The following is a 17,277-nucleotide window of genomic DNA, read 5'->3' as shown; positions in this document are numbered from 1 at the left end:
ATCACGCTATGGCACTGGACCGCCGTCGACGGCGTCATCCCCCCACCCCGACTCACCTTCCAGGAGAGCTCGTGAAGATGTTCCGTCCCCTCCGGTCGCTGGTGGCCGGCCTCGCCACGGCCACGGCCGCGGCCGGGCTGGTCACCCTCGGCGGCGGAACGGCGCACGCCGCCGCGACACCGCTGCCCGCGCACGTGTTCGCGCCGTACTTCGAGACATGGACCGGCGACAGCCTGTCCGGCCTGGCCTCGGCCTCCGGCAACAAGTACCTGACGATGGCGTTCCTGCAGGCCGCGACGAAGGGGTCCTGCACCCCGTACTGGAGCGGCGACACCAGCATGCCCGTCGCCTCCTCCAGCTTCGGCGCGGACATCAACACCCTCCAGGCGGGCGGCGGCGACGTCATCCCGTCCTTCGGCGGCTACACCGCGGACAACACCGGCACCGAGATCGCCGACAGCTGCACCGACGTGGCCTCCATCGCCGCGGCCTACGAGAACGTCGTCACCACCTACAACGTCTCGCGGATCGACCTGGACATCGAGGACAACTCGCTGACCAACACCGCGGGCATCGACCGCCGCAACAAGGCCGTGAAGATGGTCCAGGACTGGGCGGCGGCCAACGGCCGTACCGTGCAGTTCTCCTACACCCTGCCCACCACCACCGGCGGCCTCGCCGCCAGCGGTCTGAAGGTACTGCGCAACGCGGTCACCAACGGCGCGCGGATCGACGTCGCGAACCTGATGACCTTCGACTACTACGACAACGCCGCGCACGACATGGCGGCGGACACGGCGACGGCGGCGCAGGGTCTGCACGACCAACTGGCGACGCTGTACCCGTCGAAGACGGACGCGCAACTGTGGGGCATGGTCGGTGTCACCGAGATGCCGGGCATCGACGACTTCGGCGCCGCCGAGACGTTCACCACGGCGAACGCCCCGACGGTCTACAACTGGGCGGTGAGCAAGGGGATCGGCACGCTGTCGTTCTGGGCGCTGCAGCGCGACAACGGTGGCTGCCCGGGCCAGGGTGGCTCGGACTCCTGCTCGGGCGTGGCCCAGAGCACCTGGCAGTTCAGTCACACGTTCGAGCCGTTCTCCGGCGGCACCACGCCGCCTCCGCCGGCCAACGACTTCTCGGTGTCACTGTCGCCCGCGTCGGGGTCGGTGGCCCAGGGCGGTTCGGTGACGTCGTCGGTGCGCACGGCGGTGGTGTCGGGGTCGGCGCAGTCGGTGAGTGTGTCGGTCGCGGGCGCTCCGGCGGGCGTGACCGCGTCGGTCAGCCCCGGCTCGGTGACCGCCGGTGGCAGCGCCACGCTGTCGGTGGCGACCACGGCCACGGCCGCTCCGGGTACGTACAGCCTCACGGTGACCGGCACCGCCGGTTCGACCACCCACACCGCCACGTACACCCTCACCGTCACGGGAACCGGCACCTGCACCGCCGCCACCTGGGACAAGTCGGCCGTGTACGTCGGCGGGAACACCGTGTCCTGGAAGGGGCACACCTGGAAGGCCAAGTGGTGGACCACCAACGAGGAGCCCGGCACCACCGGCCAGTGGGACGTCTGGCAGGACCTCGGCGCCTGCTGAACCACCGTCATTGACGGCCGGGCGCGGTGACCGCCGCCCAGCCGGAACCCGGGAGACGTCGGCGCCCGGCGCCGGCGTCTCCCGCTGTGCGTCGCCGGGCGCCGGGCACACGCCGACGTCAGCGCCCGGCCGCGGTCGTCACTCCGTCGGGTAGATGTCCCCGGCCGCCATCATGCTCTCCTGCTCGCTGTCCGACTCCAGCTGACGTGCCTCGCGCCGCATGCGTTCGCGCTGCTCCGGGTCCTGGGTCCGATCCGCGTCCGCCGCCAGTTCCCGTGCCTTCGCACGCATCTGCTGGATGTGCTGATGGGAATCGCCTGTCGCGTTCATGGTCCCGCCTCGCTCCGTCGCCGACAGCCCTCCCTCCCAGCGAAACAGCCCCGGCGGCCGGGCGCCACTCACGGCCCGCACATATGTCCCAGGCGTCCACCTACGACACAGGACTGATGGAAGCTGCGCGAAATGCCACCGTTTCGCGCAGCTGTCGACATCACCTCCCTGGTGCCGACAACCCCGTGCCCCGGGCTTTCGCCACACGGAGGGCGCAGGGGCTGGTTAGGCTGGATCAGCAGGTGGGGTGAGGTTGCCGGGGGGTATGTGTGGAGCTTTCCGAGCGGGAGCTGACCGACCCGTGGGACGGTGTGGTGGTCGCTCCTGTGTACGGCAGTGGGATCGGTGTTCTGGTTCTGTCGGGCTCCAGCGGGCGGGTGGAACGCGAGCGGGCCCGTGTCTTCGCCGGGCAGGGGATGACGGCGCTGTCGATGCGATGGTTCGGCGGGCCGGGACAGGCACCTGGGATCTGCGAGATACCGCTCGAGACCTTCACCGCCGGTGTCGACTTCCTCGTGGCCGATGGGGCGGGACGCATCGGGATCGTGGGCACCTCCAAGGGCGCCGAGGCGGCGATGCTCACGGCGGTGCACGACCCGCGTGTGGACGTCGTCGGCGCGCTGGCACCGACGTCCCGGGTGTGGTGCAACGTCGGGCCGGGGCGTGACGGTGCGGACCGCCCCTGGCGGTCGTCGTGGACCTGGCGTGGGCGGGCGTTGCCGTTCGTCCCGATGGATGACTCCTGGACTCCCGAGGAGCCGAGCGGTGAGCCGGTCGCCACCCGTGGGTGGTACGAGCGCAGCGAGCGGGCTTTTGCTCACCTGCTGCCACCGGCGGAGATCCGCGTGGAGCGAGCCCGGGCCGATCTCCTGCTGGTCGCGGGCGGCGACGACGCGATGTGGCCGTCATTGCCCTTCGCCGAACAACTGGCGTGCCGCCGACGGTCGGCCGGGACCACCGTGCGGGTGATCGCCCGCGACGACGCCGGCCACCGGCCACGCTTCCCCGGCGAGAGCCCCGCACCGGCGTCCTCGGTGTTCCGCTACGGCGGCACCCCCGAAGCGGATTCCCGTTTGGGGGCGGCCGCGTGGCCGCGGCTTCTCGATGCTCTGCGAGGCGGCGAACAACCTTAGCGGCACCGCCTGTTGGTGGGTTCGAACCGATGTCGGTGTGCCGTTTACGGGCGTGGAAGTGGGTCAGTCATGTTCGTTGTAGGTGAGTTGGTGGTAAAAGTGGCCGTACTCTAGTGCCGCGTGCACGTGGTGTGTGTGGGTGTGACGTACCGCTGTGGCACCGCGCCCCAGACCAGTGTGGGCATCGCACTGGCGCCGCGCACTGACCCACAGGAAGCGAGTTGAACCACCATGGCTGACAACGCCAACCTGAAAGCGCAGTACCTTGCCCAGGTCGAGGCCGACCTGGAGCGCAACGGCAAGGAGAAGGACCGCCTCGCCGCCGACCTGGCCGCGCTGCAGGCGCAGTTGACCACCCTGGAGCAGGACCACGCGCTGCTCGTCGGTGTGCGGCAGACCCTCGCCGACGCGGCCTCCTCCACCGACGTGACCTCGCTCCCCGAGCAGGGCACCGACCAGGTGGCCGCGCCCGCCGAAGCGGCGCCGGTGAAGGTGCCCAGGGCGCGCAAGCCCAAGGCGGTCGCGCGCACGCCCAAGCGGTCCGCGGCGAAGAAGGTGGTCGCGGCCAAGGCGGCCGACAAGCCCGCCGACAAGCCTGCCGACAAGCCCGCGGCCAAGTCCGCGGCCAAGGGCGGCGGCAGTGGTAAGTCGGCGGCGTCGACACCCACCCTGGTGGAGTTGGTGACCGCTTCGCTGACCGGGCTCAGCGAACCCCGCTCGGCCGCCGAGGTCGGATCCGCGCTCGTGCAGGCCCACCCCAAGCGGAAGATCCAGACCACCGTGGTGCGCAACACCCTCGAAGCGCTCGTCGCCAAGGGGCAGGCACTGCGCTCCAAGCAGGGCAGGTCCGTCTACTACTCCGCCGCCGAGAGCGCCCCGGCAACCGACGCCGCCGACGCGACCGCCGAGCAGACCGAGAACGCCGCCGCTCCCGCGTAGCGCACTCCGCCGCCGCTGTTCCCTGTGGCCCGTACCGCCGTACGGGCCCGGGGCAGGGGGGTGGAGACGCGGTTTCCACCCGGGTTCCATCCGGGGGTTGAGGTGTGCGGGGGCCGGGCGGCGGATGCTCGATCACATGACAACCACCGACTGGATCATCGACATCGTCCTCGTTCTCATCGTCTTCCGGCAGCTGCGCGAAGAGCGGCTGACCGCCCGGACCGTGCTGGTGCCGCTGGCCATCATCGGCTGGGCGGCGGCAACGTATCTGCACAACATCCCGACCGCCGGGAACGACCTGGTACTCGCCGGTGTGTTCGCCGCGACCGGCATCGTCTTCGGGCTTTTCGGCGGACTGCTCACCCACGTGCGGCCGGCCGAGGGCCACGTACGGATTCGCGCGTCGTGGAGTGCGGCGGCGCTGTGGGTGGTCAGCATGGGCGCCCGGCTCGGCTTCGCGGTGTGGTCCTCGCACCCGTCCGGTGCGGCGCACGTGGTGAGTTTCTCCGCCGCGCACCACATCACCAGCGCCCAGGCGTGGGTGGTGGCGCTCATCCTGATGGCCTTCAGCGAGGTCGTGGTCCGCCTGGGCACCATCGTGGTCCGCGGGCAGCTCGTACTGGCCCGTGCCAAGCGTGAGGAAGCGGCGGCTCACACGCCGCAGGTGCGCCGTGGCGCGTACGTCTGACAGGCGTCGCGGCCACGACGACCGCAAGCCCTCTGCAGCCGCCGGCCGCAGGGGGCTTCCGGCCGCGGTGGAGTGCGTAAGGTGCGGTCCGGCGGCCCGCCGGGTGGTGGACGTGGTGACGGGAGTGCGGGGATGACGAACTACTGGTCGGCTGTGGGACCGGATCGCCACAGGTTCACCCGCCGCGACATGACGGGCGCGGCCGCGATGCTGGTGTGTGTCGCTGCCACGGTGCTCGCCGCACCGGGCCCGGCCCTGAAGGTGGTCGTGGGTGTGCTGGGGCTGCTGGCGGAGCTGGGGATGCTGCTGGGGCGCCGGATCCTGGCACCGGACCGGGCGGTGTTCGGCGTGGTGCTGACCATCGCCGCGGGTTTCGCCATGACACTCCTGGCGCCCAACGGGCTGGGCGAGATCCCGGTGCTCGCCGGGGCCGCGGTGCTGCCGCTGTGTGTCCCCACAGGACCGGTACGAGGCGCCGCCGTCGCCGTGGTCGCCGTCGGCTTCGGCGTGGCCATCATGGTGATCTCCGGGAGTGTGACGGGTCTGCTGGCGGGCGTGGGGGCCTGGTTCATCGCGGACCGTACGGTGGAGCACGCCGCGCTGCAGGCCGAGCGCGACAAGGCGCTGGCGCTGCTGGCGGAGGTGGAGGCCACCCGGCTGGCGCGGGCCGAGGCGGCGGCCGTCGAGGAACGCGGCCGGATCGCCCGCGAGATGCACGACGTTCTCGCGCACAGCCTGGCGGGTCTGTCGGTGCAGTTGCAGGCGGTGCGGGCGGTGGCCGCCCGCGAGGGTGCCTCGCCGAAGCTGACCGAGCCGCTGGACCGGGCGGCACAGCTGGCCCGCGACGGGGTGCAGGAGGCCCGCGCCGCGGTCGGCGCGCTGCGCACCGGGCCGCCGCGCACCGTGGCCGACCTGGAGCCGCTGGTCGGCGGCTTCCCCGGCAACTCGCGGCTGCGTGTCACCGGCCGCCCCGGGGCGCTGGCCCCGGAGGCGGGACACGCCGTCTACCGGGCGGTGCAGGAGGCGCTGACCAACGCCGCGCGCTACGCCACGGGCAGCCCGGTCGAGGTGAACGTGGCGTGGGACGCCGACGAGGTCCGTGTCGTGGTGCGCGACCACGGGCTGCCCGCGGGCCGCGGCCCGTCGGGCATCCAGGGCAGCGGCAGCGGGCTGCACGGGATGAGCGAGCGGATCGGGCAGGCGGGCGGCACGGTCGCCGCGGGTCCGGCTCCCGACGGTCCGGGCTGGCGCGTGGCCCTGCGCATGCCGGTCGCCGCGCCCGCGGCCGTACCCCCGGCGGCAGAAGGTGCCGCGGACCGTACCGCGGGCGGCACTTCGCGCGAGACGGGTGGCAGCGGCGGCAAAATGGGGGCATGAACGCGACCGGCCGCCACGGCCGGGCAGGGGTGAGGGAGACGAACGGGTGACAATCCGGGTGCTGGTCGCCGACGACCAGGCGGTCGTACGGGACGGTGTGGTGCTGCTGCTGACCTCGGCAGGCGACATCGAGGTCGTCGGCGAGGCGGGCGACGGGCGCCGGGCCCTGCAACTGGCCACCGAGACGCGGCCCGACGTCGCCCTGGTGGACCTGCGCATGCCCGGCCTGGACGGCGCGCAGGTGACCGCGGGCATCGTGAGCGCGGCGCTCGGCACGAAGGTGCTGATCCTGACCACGTACGCCGACGACGACGCCGTGCTGCCGGCGCTACGGGCCGGGGCCGCGGGTTACCTGACCAAGGACGCCACCGGCGAGGCGGTGCTGGCCGCGGTACGAGACGTGGCCGCCGGACGTACCGTCCTGGACCCGGCCGTCCAGGCCCGCCTGGTCCAGCTCCTGGTCGGCGAAGCGGCCGCCACCCCGCAGGCGGCCCCGGCCGCCGTCGAACCCGCCGCCGCTCCCACGACAGGTGCCGCCGTGCCGCCCGAGGCCGAGGGCCTGACCCGCCGCGAGGTGGACGTCGTACGGCTGGTGGCCCGCGGCCTGAACAACCGTCAGGTCGCCCGCGAGATGGTCGTCAGCCAGGCCACCGTGAAGACCCACCTGAACCACGTACTGTCCAAGCTGGCCCTGGAGGACCGCGGCGCCCTCATCGCCTGGGCCTGGCGCAACGGCCTGGCCACCGCCACCGACGAGTAGCCGCCGCTCCCGTACGGGGACGGTGGGAGGCGTGTCGTGCCCGCCTCCCACCGTCCGCCCGGCTCTAACGCGTGAAACCGAACCAGTTGACGTTCACGAAGTCGGCAGAGCCGCCCGAGGAGAACACCAGGTAGATGTCGTGCACGCCGGTGACCGACGAGGTGATGTTGGCCGGGACGGTCTGCCAGTTCTGCCAGCCGCCGCTGTTGCCGAAGTCGATCTCGGCGATCTTGGTGCCGGTGGTGCTGCCGACGCGGACCTGGACCGCGCCACTGACACCGCTGCCCGCGCCGGAGGCCAGCCGTGCGGTGAACTGCACGGGCGAGGAGGAGCCGAAGTCCAGGGCGGAGTACTTCAACCAGTCGCCGTTCGAGATGTAGCCCACGTCCTGGCCGCCCCCCGCGTCACTGCAGCTCTCGGTCTGGGTGCCGCTCTGCGCGCTGTACGACTCCGCCTGGATGGTGCCGTACGCCCCGGTCCCGCCGCCGGGCGGCGGGTTGGTGCCCGAGCCCGCGCCCGGGCCGAGCGCGATCGTCCAGGAGGTCGGCGCGCCGTCCTGAATGTGCCCGTCGACGGGGGCCGCGCCGGTGGGGCCGACGTCGTCGTACGGGAACGCGTATCCCACGGTCGCGTACTTGTGCACCAGACGCGCGTAGTGGTTGGTCGTCGCGTCGGTGTAGTAGCCGGACGGTGAGACACCGTCCGGCTGGTTGCCGCCGCCGCCGACCAGCAGGGAGCTGCGGTTCAGCGCCGCCGCCAGCCGGGCCGCGACCGCGCCGCGCGCGTCACCGCCCGAGTTGTACAGCGGCCCGCTGGCGCAGCCGAAGATGTCCACCGCGCTGGGTTTGGTGAACGGCACGCCGTTGGTGTTCAGGCCCGCGAAGACCAGCGTGTCGCCGGAGACCGTGCCGGAGTAGGAGCCGATGCTGCCCTGGCCGTTGATGGTCAGTGTGTGCGACTGGTAGTAACTCCACACCCGGTCCAGGTAGTTCGACCAGTAGCCGCCGAAGTCGACCGGCGAGTGGGCCGGGGCCAGGATCCGCAGCGCCGCCCCCGAGGAGTCGGTCGCCACCAGCCGGTCCCACGGCGCTCCGTCGGCGGCGTGCTGCGTCTGCAGCCCGGAGGCGATCGACGCCAGCGCACCCGAGGGCAGCGGGCTGACCGACTGCGAACCGCCGCTCCCGGTGGTCGCCATGGACACCGGCAGGGCGACCATGTCGACGTAACTGATGTTCGCGTACAGGTTCGCGCTGTTGTACGTGAACTCGCAGAAGGTCCAGTTGGTCAGCCAGTTGGGGTCGCTGCTGGTGAAGCCCGGCTGGACGAGGCCGGGAACTCCGCCGTTGCCGCCGGGCGGGTTGACGAAGAACTGGATCTTCTTGCCGACCGAGAACCAGACCCGCCCGCCGATCACGTAGTCCTGGAGCGTGAAGGTGGTGGCCGCGGAGCCCGAAGCGCCCAGCGGGATCGCGTAGTCGGCGATCGGGGTGAGCACCGAGGAGGGGCTGGGCAGCCGCTGGAAGTGCCCGGACGTCGTGACGAAGCCGGGCCAGCCGCTGGCGTCCGAGCCGCTGATGTACGCGTAGACCGTGCCGCTGCCGGAGTTGTTCTTCAGTGAGACGGGCAACGACGGCGACGCGGCCGCGGCCCGGGACGCCCAGCGGGACCACAGCGGTGAACCCACCGCGGCGACGGCGCCGGCGCCGGCCGCGGTGATGAGGGAACGTCTGGAGACCATGTACTCCTCCTTGAGGATGGCAGCAAGAACGCCGCGCCGGCCGTGCTGGAGCCGGGCCGGGCCAGGGCGGGACTTGCGTGGGGGGACTGCCTTCCGGGCGGGTACGCCGAAGTGTTGACATGCAATCGACAATGATTGAACTCGTGCGCACGGCCCGCCGTCAAGATTCTTGAGAGCGCTCTCTTGAGTGATGTTGTGTGCACCCGGCGGAGGCAAGTACGTAGCGGACTACGTAACTTCACAGAGGCGCGTGGGCGTCCGACGCGCGAGGGTCGGGGGAGTGGGTGGTGCGGCGTGGCGGCGAGGACGGGAGCGTTCCGGGATGAGTGTGCCCCTTGACGCGGTGGTGCGGGCCGTTCTCGCCGAGCAGGGGCTGGAGGGGTGGGAGGTCGCGGGGGAGGGGTTCTGGTGTTACGTGCGTCCCCCGGGTGACCCCGGGCGGGTGCAGGGGTGGAAGTTGCATCTTTCGGCCACGCCGCTCTCCGCGCCCGAGGTGCTGTACCGGGCGGCGCGGGTGCTGGTCGAGCACGGGTGCGCGTTCAAGTTCGCGGGGCGCTCGCGGGATGTCGAGACGCTGACGGCGAGCCGCTACGACCGGGCGCAGTGCGGGAAGTTCATCACGGCGTATCCGCGGGACGACGAGATGTTCCGTGAGCTGGCGCGCGTGCTGGACGAGGTGACGGCGGGGCTGCCGGGACCGGCGATCCTGTCGGACCGCCCGTATCGCAAGGGCGGTCTGGTGCACTACCGCTTCGGTGCCTTCCAGGGGATCGCGCACCGGACGCAGGACGGGCTGGTGGAGACGCGGTTGCTCGCGCCGGACGGCAAGGTCGTGCGCGATGTGCGCAATCCCTGGTTCTCGCCGCCGTCGTGGGCCGAACTGCCGCTGCCCGTAGGCCCCGACGCCGCGGAACCGAAGACGGCGCCGAAGGAGGTGCTGCTGCACGGGCGTTACGCCGTGCACGGGGCGATCCGGCACAGGGCACGCGGTGGGGTCTACCGGGCGGTCGACCAGGACTCGGGCCGGGCCGTGGTGATCAAGCAGGCGCGTGCGCACGTCGGTTCGGGGTTCAGCGGCCAGGACTGCAGGGACGTGCTGCGCCGGGAGGCGGCGTCGCTCACCGCGCTGAAGGGTGTTGTCCCGGACGTCCTCGACCTGTTCGAGGAGGACGGGCAGGACGGTCATCTGTTCCTCGTGGTGGCGCAGGCGCCCGGTCTCCCCCTCGGCCGCTGGGTCCAGGAGCGCTTCGGCGCGCTGCCCGGCCACGGGCGCGGCCTGGCCGTCGACGAGGCCGCGGCCCTCGCGGGACGGCTGGCGGCGCTGGTGGCCGAGGTGCACCGCAGGGGACTGGTCTACTGCGACCTCAGCCCGTCGAATGTGATGGTCGGCCCCGACGGCGAGCTGCTGCTGGTCGACGCGGAGTGCGTCCTGCGGGCGGGCGAGTGGGGGCAGTGCGTGTACACGCCGGGCTTCGCCGCGCCGGAGTACGCGCTGGGGCCCGTCCACGGACCGGCGCCCGCCCCGGCGGCGGACCTGTTCTCGCTGGGGGCCCTGCTGTTCTTCCTGGCCACGGGCGCCGATCCGACCTTCGCGGCGGCCGAGGCGATCGACGGCCCCCCGGTGGAGCTCCTGGAAGCGGTTCTGGCCGCGGAGGAGCCGCGTAACGCCGCCGCGCGGCTGCTGGGCCCGGCGGTGCGCGGTCTGTGCGCGCAGGACCCGGAGCGGCGCTGGTCCGTCGAGCAGCTCAGGACGCTGCTGGCCGGGCCCGTACCGCCACGGGTCGCCGCCGGTCGCCCGAACTCGGCCCGGCTGGCCGCCCCGTCGCAGGACACGCTGATCGACGACGGCATCGCCCACGTCGTGGGGACCATGGACCGCGGCGGCACGGAACGACTGTGGCCGGGGGCCGGGCCCGAGCAGGGATCCGACGGGTACGCCGTCCAGCGCGGCGCGGCCGGTGTCCTGAGCGTGCTGGTCCGTGCCGCCGACGTCCTCGGCCGGGAGGACCTGCACCCTGTCGTACGGGAGGTCGCCGCGTGGACGGCCGCGCGGCGCGACGCGGTGTCCGCGCTGCCGCCGGGGCTGTACTCCGGCGGGGCAGGCGTCGCCTGGGCGCTGCACGACGCGGCCCGCCATCTGGACGACGCCGAACTCCTCGACCACGCCCAGCGGTTCGCCCTCGCGCTGCCGGTGCGCTGGCCCAACCCCGATGTGTTCCACGGAGTGGCGGGCGTGGGACTGGCCCAGCTGAGGTTCTGGCGGTCGACGGGACGGCAGCGCTTCCTGGACCGGGCCGCCGAATGCGCGGACGCCGTGCTGGCGCAAGCGCGGCGGCACGACCGGGACGGGCTCTTCTGGCAGGTCCCGGCCGACTTCGACTCCGGGCTCGCGGGCGCCGCCCACCTGGGGTACGCGCACGGGGTCGCGGGCATCGGCTCCTTCCTGCTCGCGGCCGCCACCGCCACCGGCCACGACGCGTACCTGGAGGCTTCGCACGCCGCCGCCCGCACCCTGTTCGCCGAGGCCGAGCGCGGACCGTGGGGTGCCCGATGGCGCACCGACCGCGCGCACGAGCCCGGGACCGGCCTGCTGCACCACCTGTGCAGCGGAGCCTCCGGCGTGGGGACGTTCCTGATCCGGTTCTGGCAGGTGACCGGCGACGCGCACGCCCTGGAACTGGCGGAGGCCGCGGCGCTCGCCGCGTACCGGGTCCGCTGGACCTCGGGCACGTCGGTGTGCCACGGGCTCGCCGGGGACGGCGAGTTCCTGCTCGACATGGCACAGGCGGTCGGCGGGCCCTACCACGAGTGGGCCGAGGAACTCGCCGCTTGCCTGTACGTCAAACGCCGCACACGAGCGGGCCTGGCCGTCGTACCTGACGAGACGGGCTCACAGTTCGCCGTCGACTACGGCGTCGGCCTCGCGGGAGTCCTCGCGTTCCTGCTCCGTGTGCGGTACGGCGGCCCGCGCCTGCTGACCGCCGACACCGCGCCGTCCACCCGGGCGGCGCACCCACTGACCGGACGATAGGAGAACACACCATGGAAGCAACCCTCGACGGCCTGCAGATGTTCGTGGCGGAGGAGTCGCCCTCGGCGATCTGCGGCTGGCTCACCGAGGAACGCTGCACCGGCCCGATCAGCTGCTGGAGCTCGACCTACGCCGCGCCCACCGACCAGCCGGCGGCGGTGCGCAACCCCGTCGTCTGACACCTGCGGCGGATCCACCCCCGTTCCTCAACGAGCGGCGTGTCCCGGGCATCTGACGCGCTGTCATGAGCTCATCTGCCCGGGTCGGTGAAGGCGCGACGCATGCGCGTTCGCCGTCCCGGGCTCCTCCGTCCCGGGCTCCTGCGACCCCGGCTCCGCCGCCACCGCGCCGAGCGCGAGGGCCGCGGCCGCGCCGTTGCCCGACATCCGGGCCAGGACCACCGCCCTGCGGTCCGCCTTGGCCGCCTCGTCCTCGCGTCCGGCCCCGCGCAGGCAGCCGGCCAGCTGGGTGAGCGTGGCCGCCCGGTGGTACTGGTCGCCGATCTTGCGGAAGAGCCGGTCGGCGTCGTCGAACGCGCTGATGGCCGGGTCGCGTTGGCCGGTCGTCGCCAGCAGGATGCCCCACGCGGACCGCGCCATGGCCTCACTGAAAACGGAGCCGTTCCCCTGATGGAGTGCGATGGCGGCGCGCAGCACCGTATCCGCTTCGGGGAACTGCCGCGCATGCGTGAGTGCGCTGCCCAGCGTGGTGAGCGTGGTGCCTTCTCCATGGGCGTCCCCGAGGTCCCGGTAGAGCGCCAGGGCGTCGCGCAGCGCGGCGACGGCCGGGTCCAACTGCCCTGCCCGCAGCAGGGATACGCCCAGATTGCGCACGACGACGGCCTCGCCGTCGCGGTCGTGCAGCCGTCGTGCGGCGCGGCGGGCGATCGCGCCGAGCCTGAGGGCGTCCCCGAGCCGGTCTCCCACGTTCATGACGTGGGTCAGCGCACGGGTCATGTCCAGGGCGATCACCGCGCCGAGGTCGTCATCCCCGGCATGGAGCACCGTGGCCACGAGGTGGGGGTACTCGGCGACGAGCCAGTCGATGCCCTGGGCCTGGGGCTGGTGGAGGGCGGGAGCGAACACGCCTCGGTCCAGGGGCGCGGAGGCGGAGTGCGCCCCGGCGAGGTAGTGGAGCCGCAGCAGCGTCCGCACCTGTTCGCGGAGGTCCGGCCCGGCGTGCTGGGCGCCGCGGTGGGCCGCGAACGGGCGGATCGCGGCGGGGAGCCGCCACCTTCGTGGATCGTCGGGATCGCGCTCCACGAGCCGCATCCGTGTCAGGACGTCGAGGCACCCGAGCGCCGTCTCCGTGTCGTCGCGGCACAGCTCCGCCATGCGCCCGTGCAGCCGCAGGTGGTTGCGGTCGGTGGCCAGCGCGGAGAGCTCCTCGATCCTGGCCAGGATCGTGGCGCGGTCGGCGACCGCGAGGATCGAGGCCGCCGCGAGCGACACATCGGGGCCAGGGGCGGCGGCCATCAGGCGGAAGAAACGGGCGTCGTGGGAGCCCAGGTGCCCGGTCGCCTCCTCGATCGCGGTGGTCAGCTCCGGGCTGTCGTCGTCGGCGTGGCGCAAGGCGTGTTCCAGCCCGAGAGCCGACGCTTCCGCGTCGCGTCGGGCGGTACGCGCCGCCTCCAGTTCGGTGCGTGCGGCGTGCTCGCGGTCGGCGTCCCCGGCCTGGCGGAAGGCGGTGACGGCTTCCTCCAGGACGGTGACGGCCTGGTCGAGGCGGCCGGCGGTGACGAGCTGGAGTCCCAGCTCGCGTGCCGAGACTCCCGCCAGGCCCCGGTCGCCGACCTCGCGCGTGGAGGACGACAGGTAGTCGGCGATGAGGGCCTCGTACCGCCCGGCCGCCAGCAGTGCCCGCAGTGCGCCCCGTGCGTGTGTCGCCGTTCTCATGGCCCGGAGTATCTGAGCGCCCAGCCTCGCCTGATCCGGGTCGCCGGACCGGAGGTGAAGCCTGGCGGAGTCGCGGAACGCGGCGATGGCTTCGTCGGCGCGGTCAGGGAGGAGTGCGGTGGCGAGGGTCGCCAGAGCCATGGCTTCGCCCTCGGAGTCGCCCACCGCGTGGCAGAGGGTCGCGGCGGCGCGGAGCGTCGTGACGGCTGCCTGCTGCTGCCCGTCCTCCCGGAGGAGATCTCCGAGGCCGCCGAGCGCGCGGCCTTCCCCGCGGCGGTCCTCCCTCGCACGGCACATCTCCGCCGTGCCGCGGAGCGAGGTGATCGCCCCCGGGAGATCCCCGGCCTCGTGCAGCGCGTCGCCGCGGCTGATCGCCGCTTCGGCTTCGGCGTCGTGGTCGCCGCTGCGCCCAAAGGCCGCCACGGCGTCGGCGAGGACCTCGGCCGCTTCACCGGGACGCCCGGTCTCCCGCAGGGCCGTGCTCAGGTTCACCAGCGCCGCGCCGAGCGAGTGCGGGTCCTCCGCCTCACGCAACAAAGCGACGGCGTCCTGGGCGGCCGCGGCGGCCTCGTCGAACTGATCCGCCGTGATGAGGGCGACGGAGAGGTTGCTGAGCACCATGCCTTCGCCGTGCGCGTCGCCAGCCTCCACCATGGCCTGGCGCGCCTGCCGGTACGGATCGAGGAAGTCCTCGGGCGCCGCGCCACCGCGGTGCAGGGCGTCGCCGAGACCGGCGAGCATGGCGACTCTGAGCCGCGGGTCACCGATTTCGTCACCGATCCGAGCGGACTCCTCGTAGGCGGCCAGCCCTTCGGCGTGGTGCCCGGCGCCCCTCAGCGCGCCGCCGAGGTGGCTGAGGGCGATGCCCTCGCGGTGGCGGTCCCCGACCTGCCGGAAGGGGGCGGCGGCTTCCCGGGCGACGGCGATCGCCTCGTCGTACCGTTTCGCCTCGGCGAGCGCGGCGGCCAGGTTGTTCAGCGCCACGCCCTCCCCGAGCCGGTTGCCACGTGCGCGCTGGATCGTGATGGCCTCACGGCAGGCGTCGACCGCCTCGTCGAACCTGCGCGCCTGCCGGTAGGCGCCGCCCAGCTTGGAGAGGGCCTCGGCCTCTCGGGCCCGGTCGCCGAGCGCGCGGGCGATGGTGAGCGCGTTGGTGGTGAAGGTGATCCAGTCGTCGGTACGGCGGCGGAACTCCAGATACCGCCACATCCCGAGGAACAGGTCGGCTGTCAGCGTCCGGGCGCTCGCGGGCTCGCCGAGGAAGAAAGTGCCGAACGGGGTGAGGTTGGCGTACTCGGTGTCCAGCCACTCCAGCGCCTGCGCGCGATCGCTGAACGGGCTGTCCGCCCGGCGGGTGGCGGTCGGGTCGAGCAGGCGCGTGGCCTCCAGCGCGGTCCTGACGTAGTGCAGCAGCAGGAGCAGGAACGACGCGCGCAGGTCGGCCGGACGGGCGGGGAGCCCGGTGACGTACACGTGGATCAGGTCGTGCATGCCCCACCGGCCGTGCTGCCCATAGGAGGTGCCGGACCGGATGAGGTGCATGCCGCGGAGTTCCTCCAGCCGCCGCCGGGCCGTGCGCACGTCCGTCTGCGCCATGGCGGCCACCGCTTCGGTGGAGATCTCCGGCCCGGCATTGACCGTGAGGAGCCGCAGGACACGGGCCTGTTCGGCGTCGAGCTGCCGGTGGGACAGGTCGAACGCCGCCCGGACCCCCCGTTCGCCCCGGGTGTCCTCCGGGTAGCGCAACTCGTCGAGCCGGGTACTCGCGTCGCGCAGGTCCCCGGCCATCGAGGACAGCGGCCGGGCGGTGTCCTCGGCCAGCAGCGCGGCGACGATGTGCAGCGCCAGGGGCAGTTCGCCGCACAGCCGGGCGATCGCCGCGGCGTCCTCGTACTGCCCGGTGACCCGGGTGTCGGAGCCGTGCCTCAGCAGCAACTCGCGGTCCAGCACTTCCACCGCGGCGCTCCGGCTGAGTTCCTCCAGATCGACGCGCTGCCCGCGGACGCTGCCCAGGGCGTGCCGGGAGGTCACCAGTGCGCGGCCGACGGCCGGGATGAGGGCCTCGGCGATGTCGCCTGACCTGACGTTGTCGATCACGACGAGGATGCGCCGGCCTTCCGCGGCGTAGCGCTCCATGGTCGAGGTGAACAGCCGCGACAGGTCGTCTCCCGTGGGGATGGACTCGGCGGGGATGTCCAGCATGCGCAGCATGGCGTCGAGCGCGGCGTCGACACTCAACGCCTGCTCCGGGTCGTACCCGCGCAGGTCGAGGAAGAGGGTGCCGCCGGGGAACCAGCCCCGCTCCAGTGCCATGTGGGCCGCCTGCACGGCCAGTTCGGTCTTGCCCACCCCGGGAAGACCGGTGACGACGCCGACGGAGGACTGTTCCCCAGCGGCGCCTTCCGGCTCCAGCAGTGCCAGCAGTTCGGCGAGTGCGGACTCGCGGCCCGCGAACACCCGGGATCTGCGCGGAAGTCCGCGCAGCGCGCGCTCAAGGGGAGGCGAGGCGGCGGCACGTGGCCCGGGCGGGACGTCCCGCGTCCCGGTCACGTCGTGGAGGTCGGTCGGTGCGTGGTGGCGGCGCAGTGTCCGGGCGAAGCCGGGCTGCTCCATCAGGACCGCTACGGGAGTGGCCTCCAGGACCTGGGCGGTGTCGGCGACGTCCTTGTCCGTGGCCAGTACCGCGATCAGGAACGGCCCGCTGAACAGAGCGGCGCCCGAACTGCCGGCCCAACCCGAGCCGTTGGCCAGACGGCGGGGCACGATGCCCTCGTCCACGTGCACGGTGATCAGTGCGGACCGGTAGTCGTACAGCGGCTCGAAGTGGCCGCTGATCGGCAGGGAGCCGCGTCGGCTGCTGCCGGGGCGCAGGGTGGCGTCGGGGAAGCCCACTCCCTGGCAGGGCAGGCGCTCGGTGCCGGTGATACGGCCGCACCGCACCGCCCCGGCCGCCGGGGCGCGCCATGCCGGGTCGGTGATACGTAACAGCGCCCCGTCGCGCTCGGGCTCACGCTTGGTGTCGACCGGCGTGGGCGGCCAGCACAACTGCGCGGTGAGCCATACGCTGCGGCCGGTACGGTCGAGCTGCCGCACCTTGACCACGCCGCCCGGCTCGGTGCCGTGCACGACGTGATAGGCGGTCAGCACCAGGTCGTCGGCGATCGCGTAGCCGCTGCCGACGGCGCCCGCGGCGGGGCACCAGATCTCCATCACCCGCGTGACATCCACAGCCGGCCCCCTCGCACCCCCCGGCTACGGCTTACTCGGGCTCTTCGGCCGCGTGCGCGTTGATCTGCGCGTCGTTGCCCTGGTCGTCCACGGGCTGCAGGGTGATCTTGATGCGATGGGTGCTGGTCGCGCCCACCGCCCCCTCGGCCCCGAAGGACCACGGCAGGACGAGCACCCTGGCCTTGACCCCGGCCTCCTTCTTCACCTCGACGGCGAACTCCATCTCCACCGGACCCGTACGGAACTTCAGGGTCTTGCCCTGGCCCTCGTCCATGGCCCGCTGCAACTGCTCCCGTACGGCACTGACGGTGTCGCCCAGTTCGGCCCAGTCATCGGACACGACGTCCCCCCTCGCTCGGCACTGACTCTGCGATACCCACGGGGGAGGCCCGGCGAACTCGGGGGCGCGGGGGGGGGGGACCGGGGGGGCGCCCCCCGCCCGGGGGGGGCGCGGGCCCGGGGGGCCCGCGGGCCGGCCCCGGGGGCGTGGGGGCCGTACGTGAGGAGGCCCCGGGATGATGGCGCTGGCGACTATCGGGTTCTCGTTGGGGGTCATGGCC

Annotated in this window: 12 protein-coding genes; 8 read left to right on the top strand and 4 right to left on the bottom strand. The window is 72.9% G+C overall.

Annotated features, from left to right (window positions below):
* Positions 1-77 precede the first annotated feature (77 nt).
* Positions 78-1,598 carry a chitinase gene (locus AB0M29_RS40325; protein ID WP_365391794.1) on the top strand — a complete coding sequence of 507 codons (1,521 nt, stop codon included), beginning with the start codon at positions 78-80 and terminating at the stop codon, positions 1,596-1,598.
* Between the two features lie 138 nt (positions 1,599-1,736).
* Here AB0M29_RS40325 and AB0M29_RS40320 read toward each other — a convergent pair whose 3' ends face one another.
* Complete coding sequence (locus AB0M29_RS40320; RefSeq protein ID WP_365391793.1) at positions 1,737-1,928, bottom strand: DUF6381 family protein; 192 nt, start codon at positions 1,926-1,928, stop codon at positions 1,737-1,739.
* A 269-nt stretch (positions 1,929-2,197) separates the two neighbouring features.
* Here AB0M29_RS40320 and AB0M29_RS40315 point away from each other — a divergent pair, with 269 nt between their 5' ends.
* From AB0M29_RS40315 to AB0M29_RS40295, 5 genes are all read left to right on the top strand, one after another.
* Entirely contained in the window at positions 2,198-3,061 is an 864-nt protein-coding gene (locus AB0M29_RS40315) for an acyl-CoA thioester hydrolase/BAAT C-terminal domain-containing protein (RefSeq protein ID WP_365391792.1), read from the top strand.
* A 231-nt stretch (positions 3,062-3,292) separates the two neighbouring features.
* A complete protein-coding gene (locus tag AB0M29_RS40310) occupies positions 3,293-4,000 on the top strand; it encodes a hypothetical protein (RefSeq protein WP_365391791.1) in 708 nt (235 codons plus the stop codon).
* A gap of 136 nt (positions 4,001-4,136) precedes the next feature.
* Positions 4,137-4,688, top strand: a complete 552-nt coding sequence (locus tag AB0M29_RS40305; protein WP_365391790.1) for a hypothetical protein — start codon at positions 4,137-4,139, stop codon at positions 4,686-4,688.
* Between the two features lie 132 nt (positions 4,689-4,820).
* Positions 4,821-6,065: a histidine kinase gene (locus AB0M29_RS40300; RefSeq protein WP_365391789.1), complete on the top strand. Its 1,245-nt coding sequence runs from the start codon at positions 4,821-4,823 to the stop codon at positions 6,063-6,065.
* Positions 6,066-6,111: 46 nt separating this feature from the next.
* Positions 6,112-6,825, top strand: coding sequence for a response regulator transcription factor (locus tag AB0M29_RS40295; protein WP_365391788.1), 714 nt, complete (start codon positions 6,112-6,114; stop codon positions 6,823-6,825).
* A gap of 64 nt (positions 6,826-6,889) precedes the next feature.
* On the opposite strand, the gene AB0M29_RS40290 is transcribed toward AB0M29_RS40295, so the two are convergent.
* Positions 6,890-8,563 carry a beta-1,3-glucanase family protein gene (locus AB0M29_RS40290; RefSeq protein ID WP_365391787.1) on the bottom strand — a complete coding sequence of 558 codons (1,674 nt, stop codon included), beginning with the start codon at positions 8,561-8,563 and terminating at the stop codon, positions 6,890-6,892.
* 322 nt (positions 8,564-8,885) lie between these two features.
* Here AB0M29_RS40290 and lanL point away from each other — a divergent pair, with 322 nt between their 5' ends.
* On the top strand, positions 8,886-11,594 hold the full coding sequence (gene lanL / locus AB0M29_RS40285; RefSeq protein ID WP_365391786.1) for a class IV lanthionine synthetase LanL: 2,709 nt from the start codon (positions 8,886-8,888) through the stop codon (positions 11,592-11,594).
* Between the two features lie 11 nt (positions 11,595-11,605).
* Positions 11,606-11,773 carry a hypothetical protein gene (locus AB0M29_RS40280; RefSeq protein ID WP_365391785.1) on the top strand — a complete coding sequence of 56 codons (168 nt, stop codon included), beginning with the start codon at positions 11,606-11,608 and terminating at the stop codon, positions 11,771-11,773.
* Positions 11,774-11,836: 63 nt separating this feature from the next.
* Here the strand turns inward: AB0M29_RS40280 and AB0M29_RS40275 are convergent, their stop codons facing one another.
* Together AB0M29_RS40275 and AB0M29_RS40270 are read right to left on the bottom strand one after the other, a co-directional pair.
* Positions 11,837-16,717 (bottom strand): tetratricopeptide repeat protein, encoded by a 4,881-nt coding sequence (locus AB0M29_RS40275; RefSeq protein WP_365391784.1) that lies wholly within the window; start codon positions 16,715-16,717, stop codon positions 11,837-11,839.
* Between the two features lie 31 nt (positions 16,718-16,748).
* Positions 16,749-17,057 carry a trypco2 family protein gene (locus tag AB0M29_RS40270; RefSeq protein WP_365391783.1) on the bottom strand — a complete coding sequence of 103 codons (309 nt, stop codon included), beginning with the start codon at positions 17,055-17,057 and terminating at the stop codon, positions 16,749-16,751.
* Positions 17,058-17,277: the final 220 nt, after the last annotated feature.

Origin of the sequence: Streptomyces sp. NPDC051976, assembly GCF_040680795.1 — a bacterium.
Classification (GTDB): Bacteria; Actinomycetota; Actinomycetes; order Streptomycetales; family Streptomycetaceae; genus Actinacidiphila.
This window is presented reverse-complemented; position numbering and strand designations above follow the sequence as displayed.

What these genes read in the sequence shown, in the direction of transcription:
- AB0M29_RS40325 (WP_365391794.1), top strand. Translation starts at nt 78, where the DNA reads ATGTTCCGTCCCCTCCGGTCGCTGGTGGCCGGCCTCGCCACGGCCACG.
- AB0M29_RS40290 (WP_365391787.1), bottom strand. Translation starts at nt 8,563, where the DNA reads ATGGTCTCCAGACGTTCCCTCATCACCGCGGCCGGCGCCGGCGCCGTC.
- AB0M29_RS40280 (WP_365391785.1), top strand. Translation starts at nt 11,606, where the DNA reads ATGGAAGCAACCCTCGACGGCCTGCAGATGTTCGTGGCGGAGGAGTCG.
- lanL (WP_365391786.1), top strand. Translation starts at nt 8,886, where the DNA reads ATGAGTGTGCCCCTTGACGCGGTGGTGCGGGCCGTTCTCGCCGAGCAG.
- AB0M29_RS40300 (WP_365391789.1), top strand. Translation starts at nt 4,821, where the DNA reads ATGACGAACTACTGGTCGGCTGTGGGACCGGATCGCCACAGGTTCACC.
- AB0M29_RS40320 (WP_365391793.1), bottom strand. Translation starts at nt 1,928, where the DNA reads ATGAACGCGACAGGCGATTCCCATCAGCACATCCAGCAGATGCGTGCG.
- AB0M29_RS40310 (WP_365391791.1), top strand. Translation starts at nt 3,293, where the DNA reads ATGGCTGACAACGCCAACCTGAAAGCGCAGTACCTTGCCCAGGTCGAG.
- AB0M29_RS40305 (WP_365391790.1), top strand. Translation starts at nt 4,137, where the DNA reads ATGACAACCACCGACTGGATCATCGACATCGTCCTCGTTCTCATCGTC.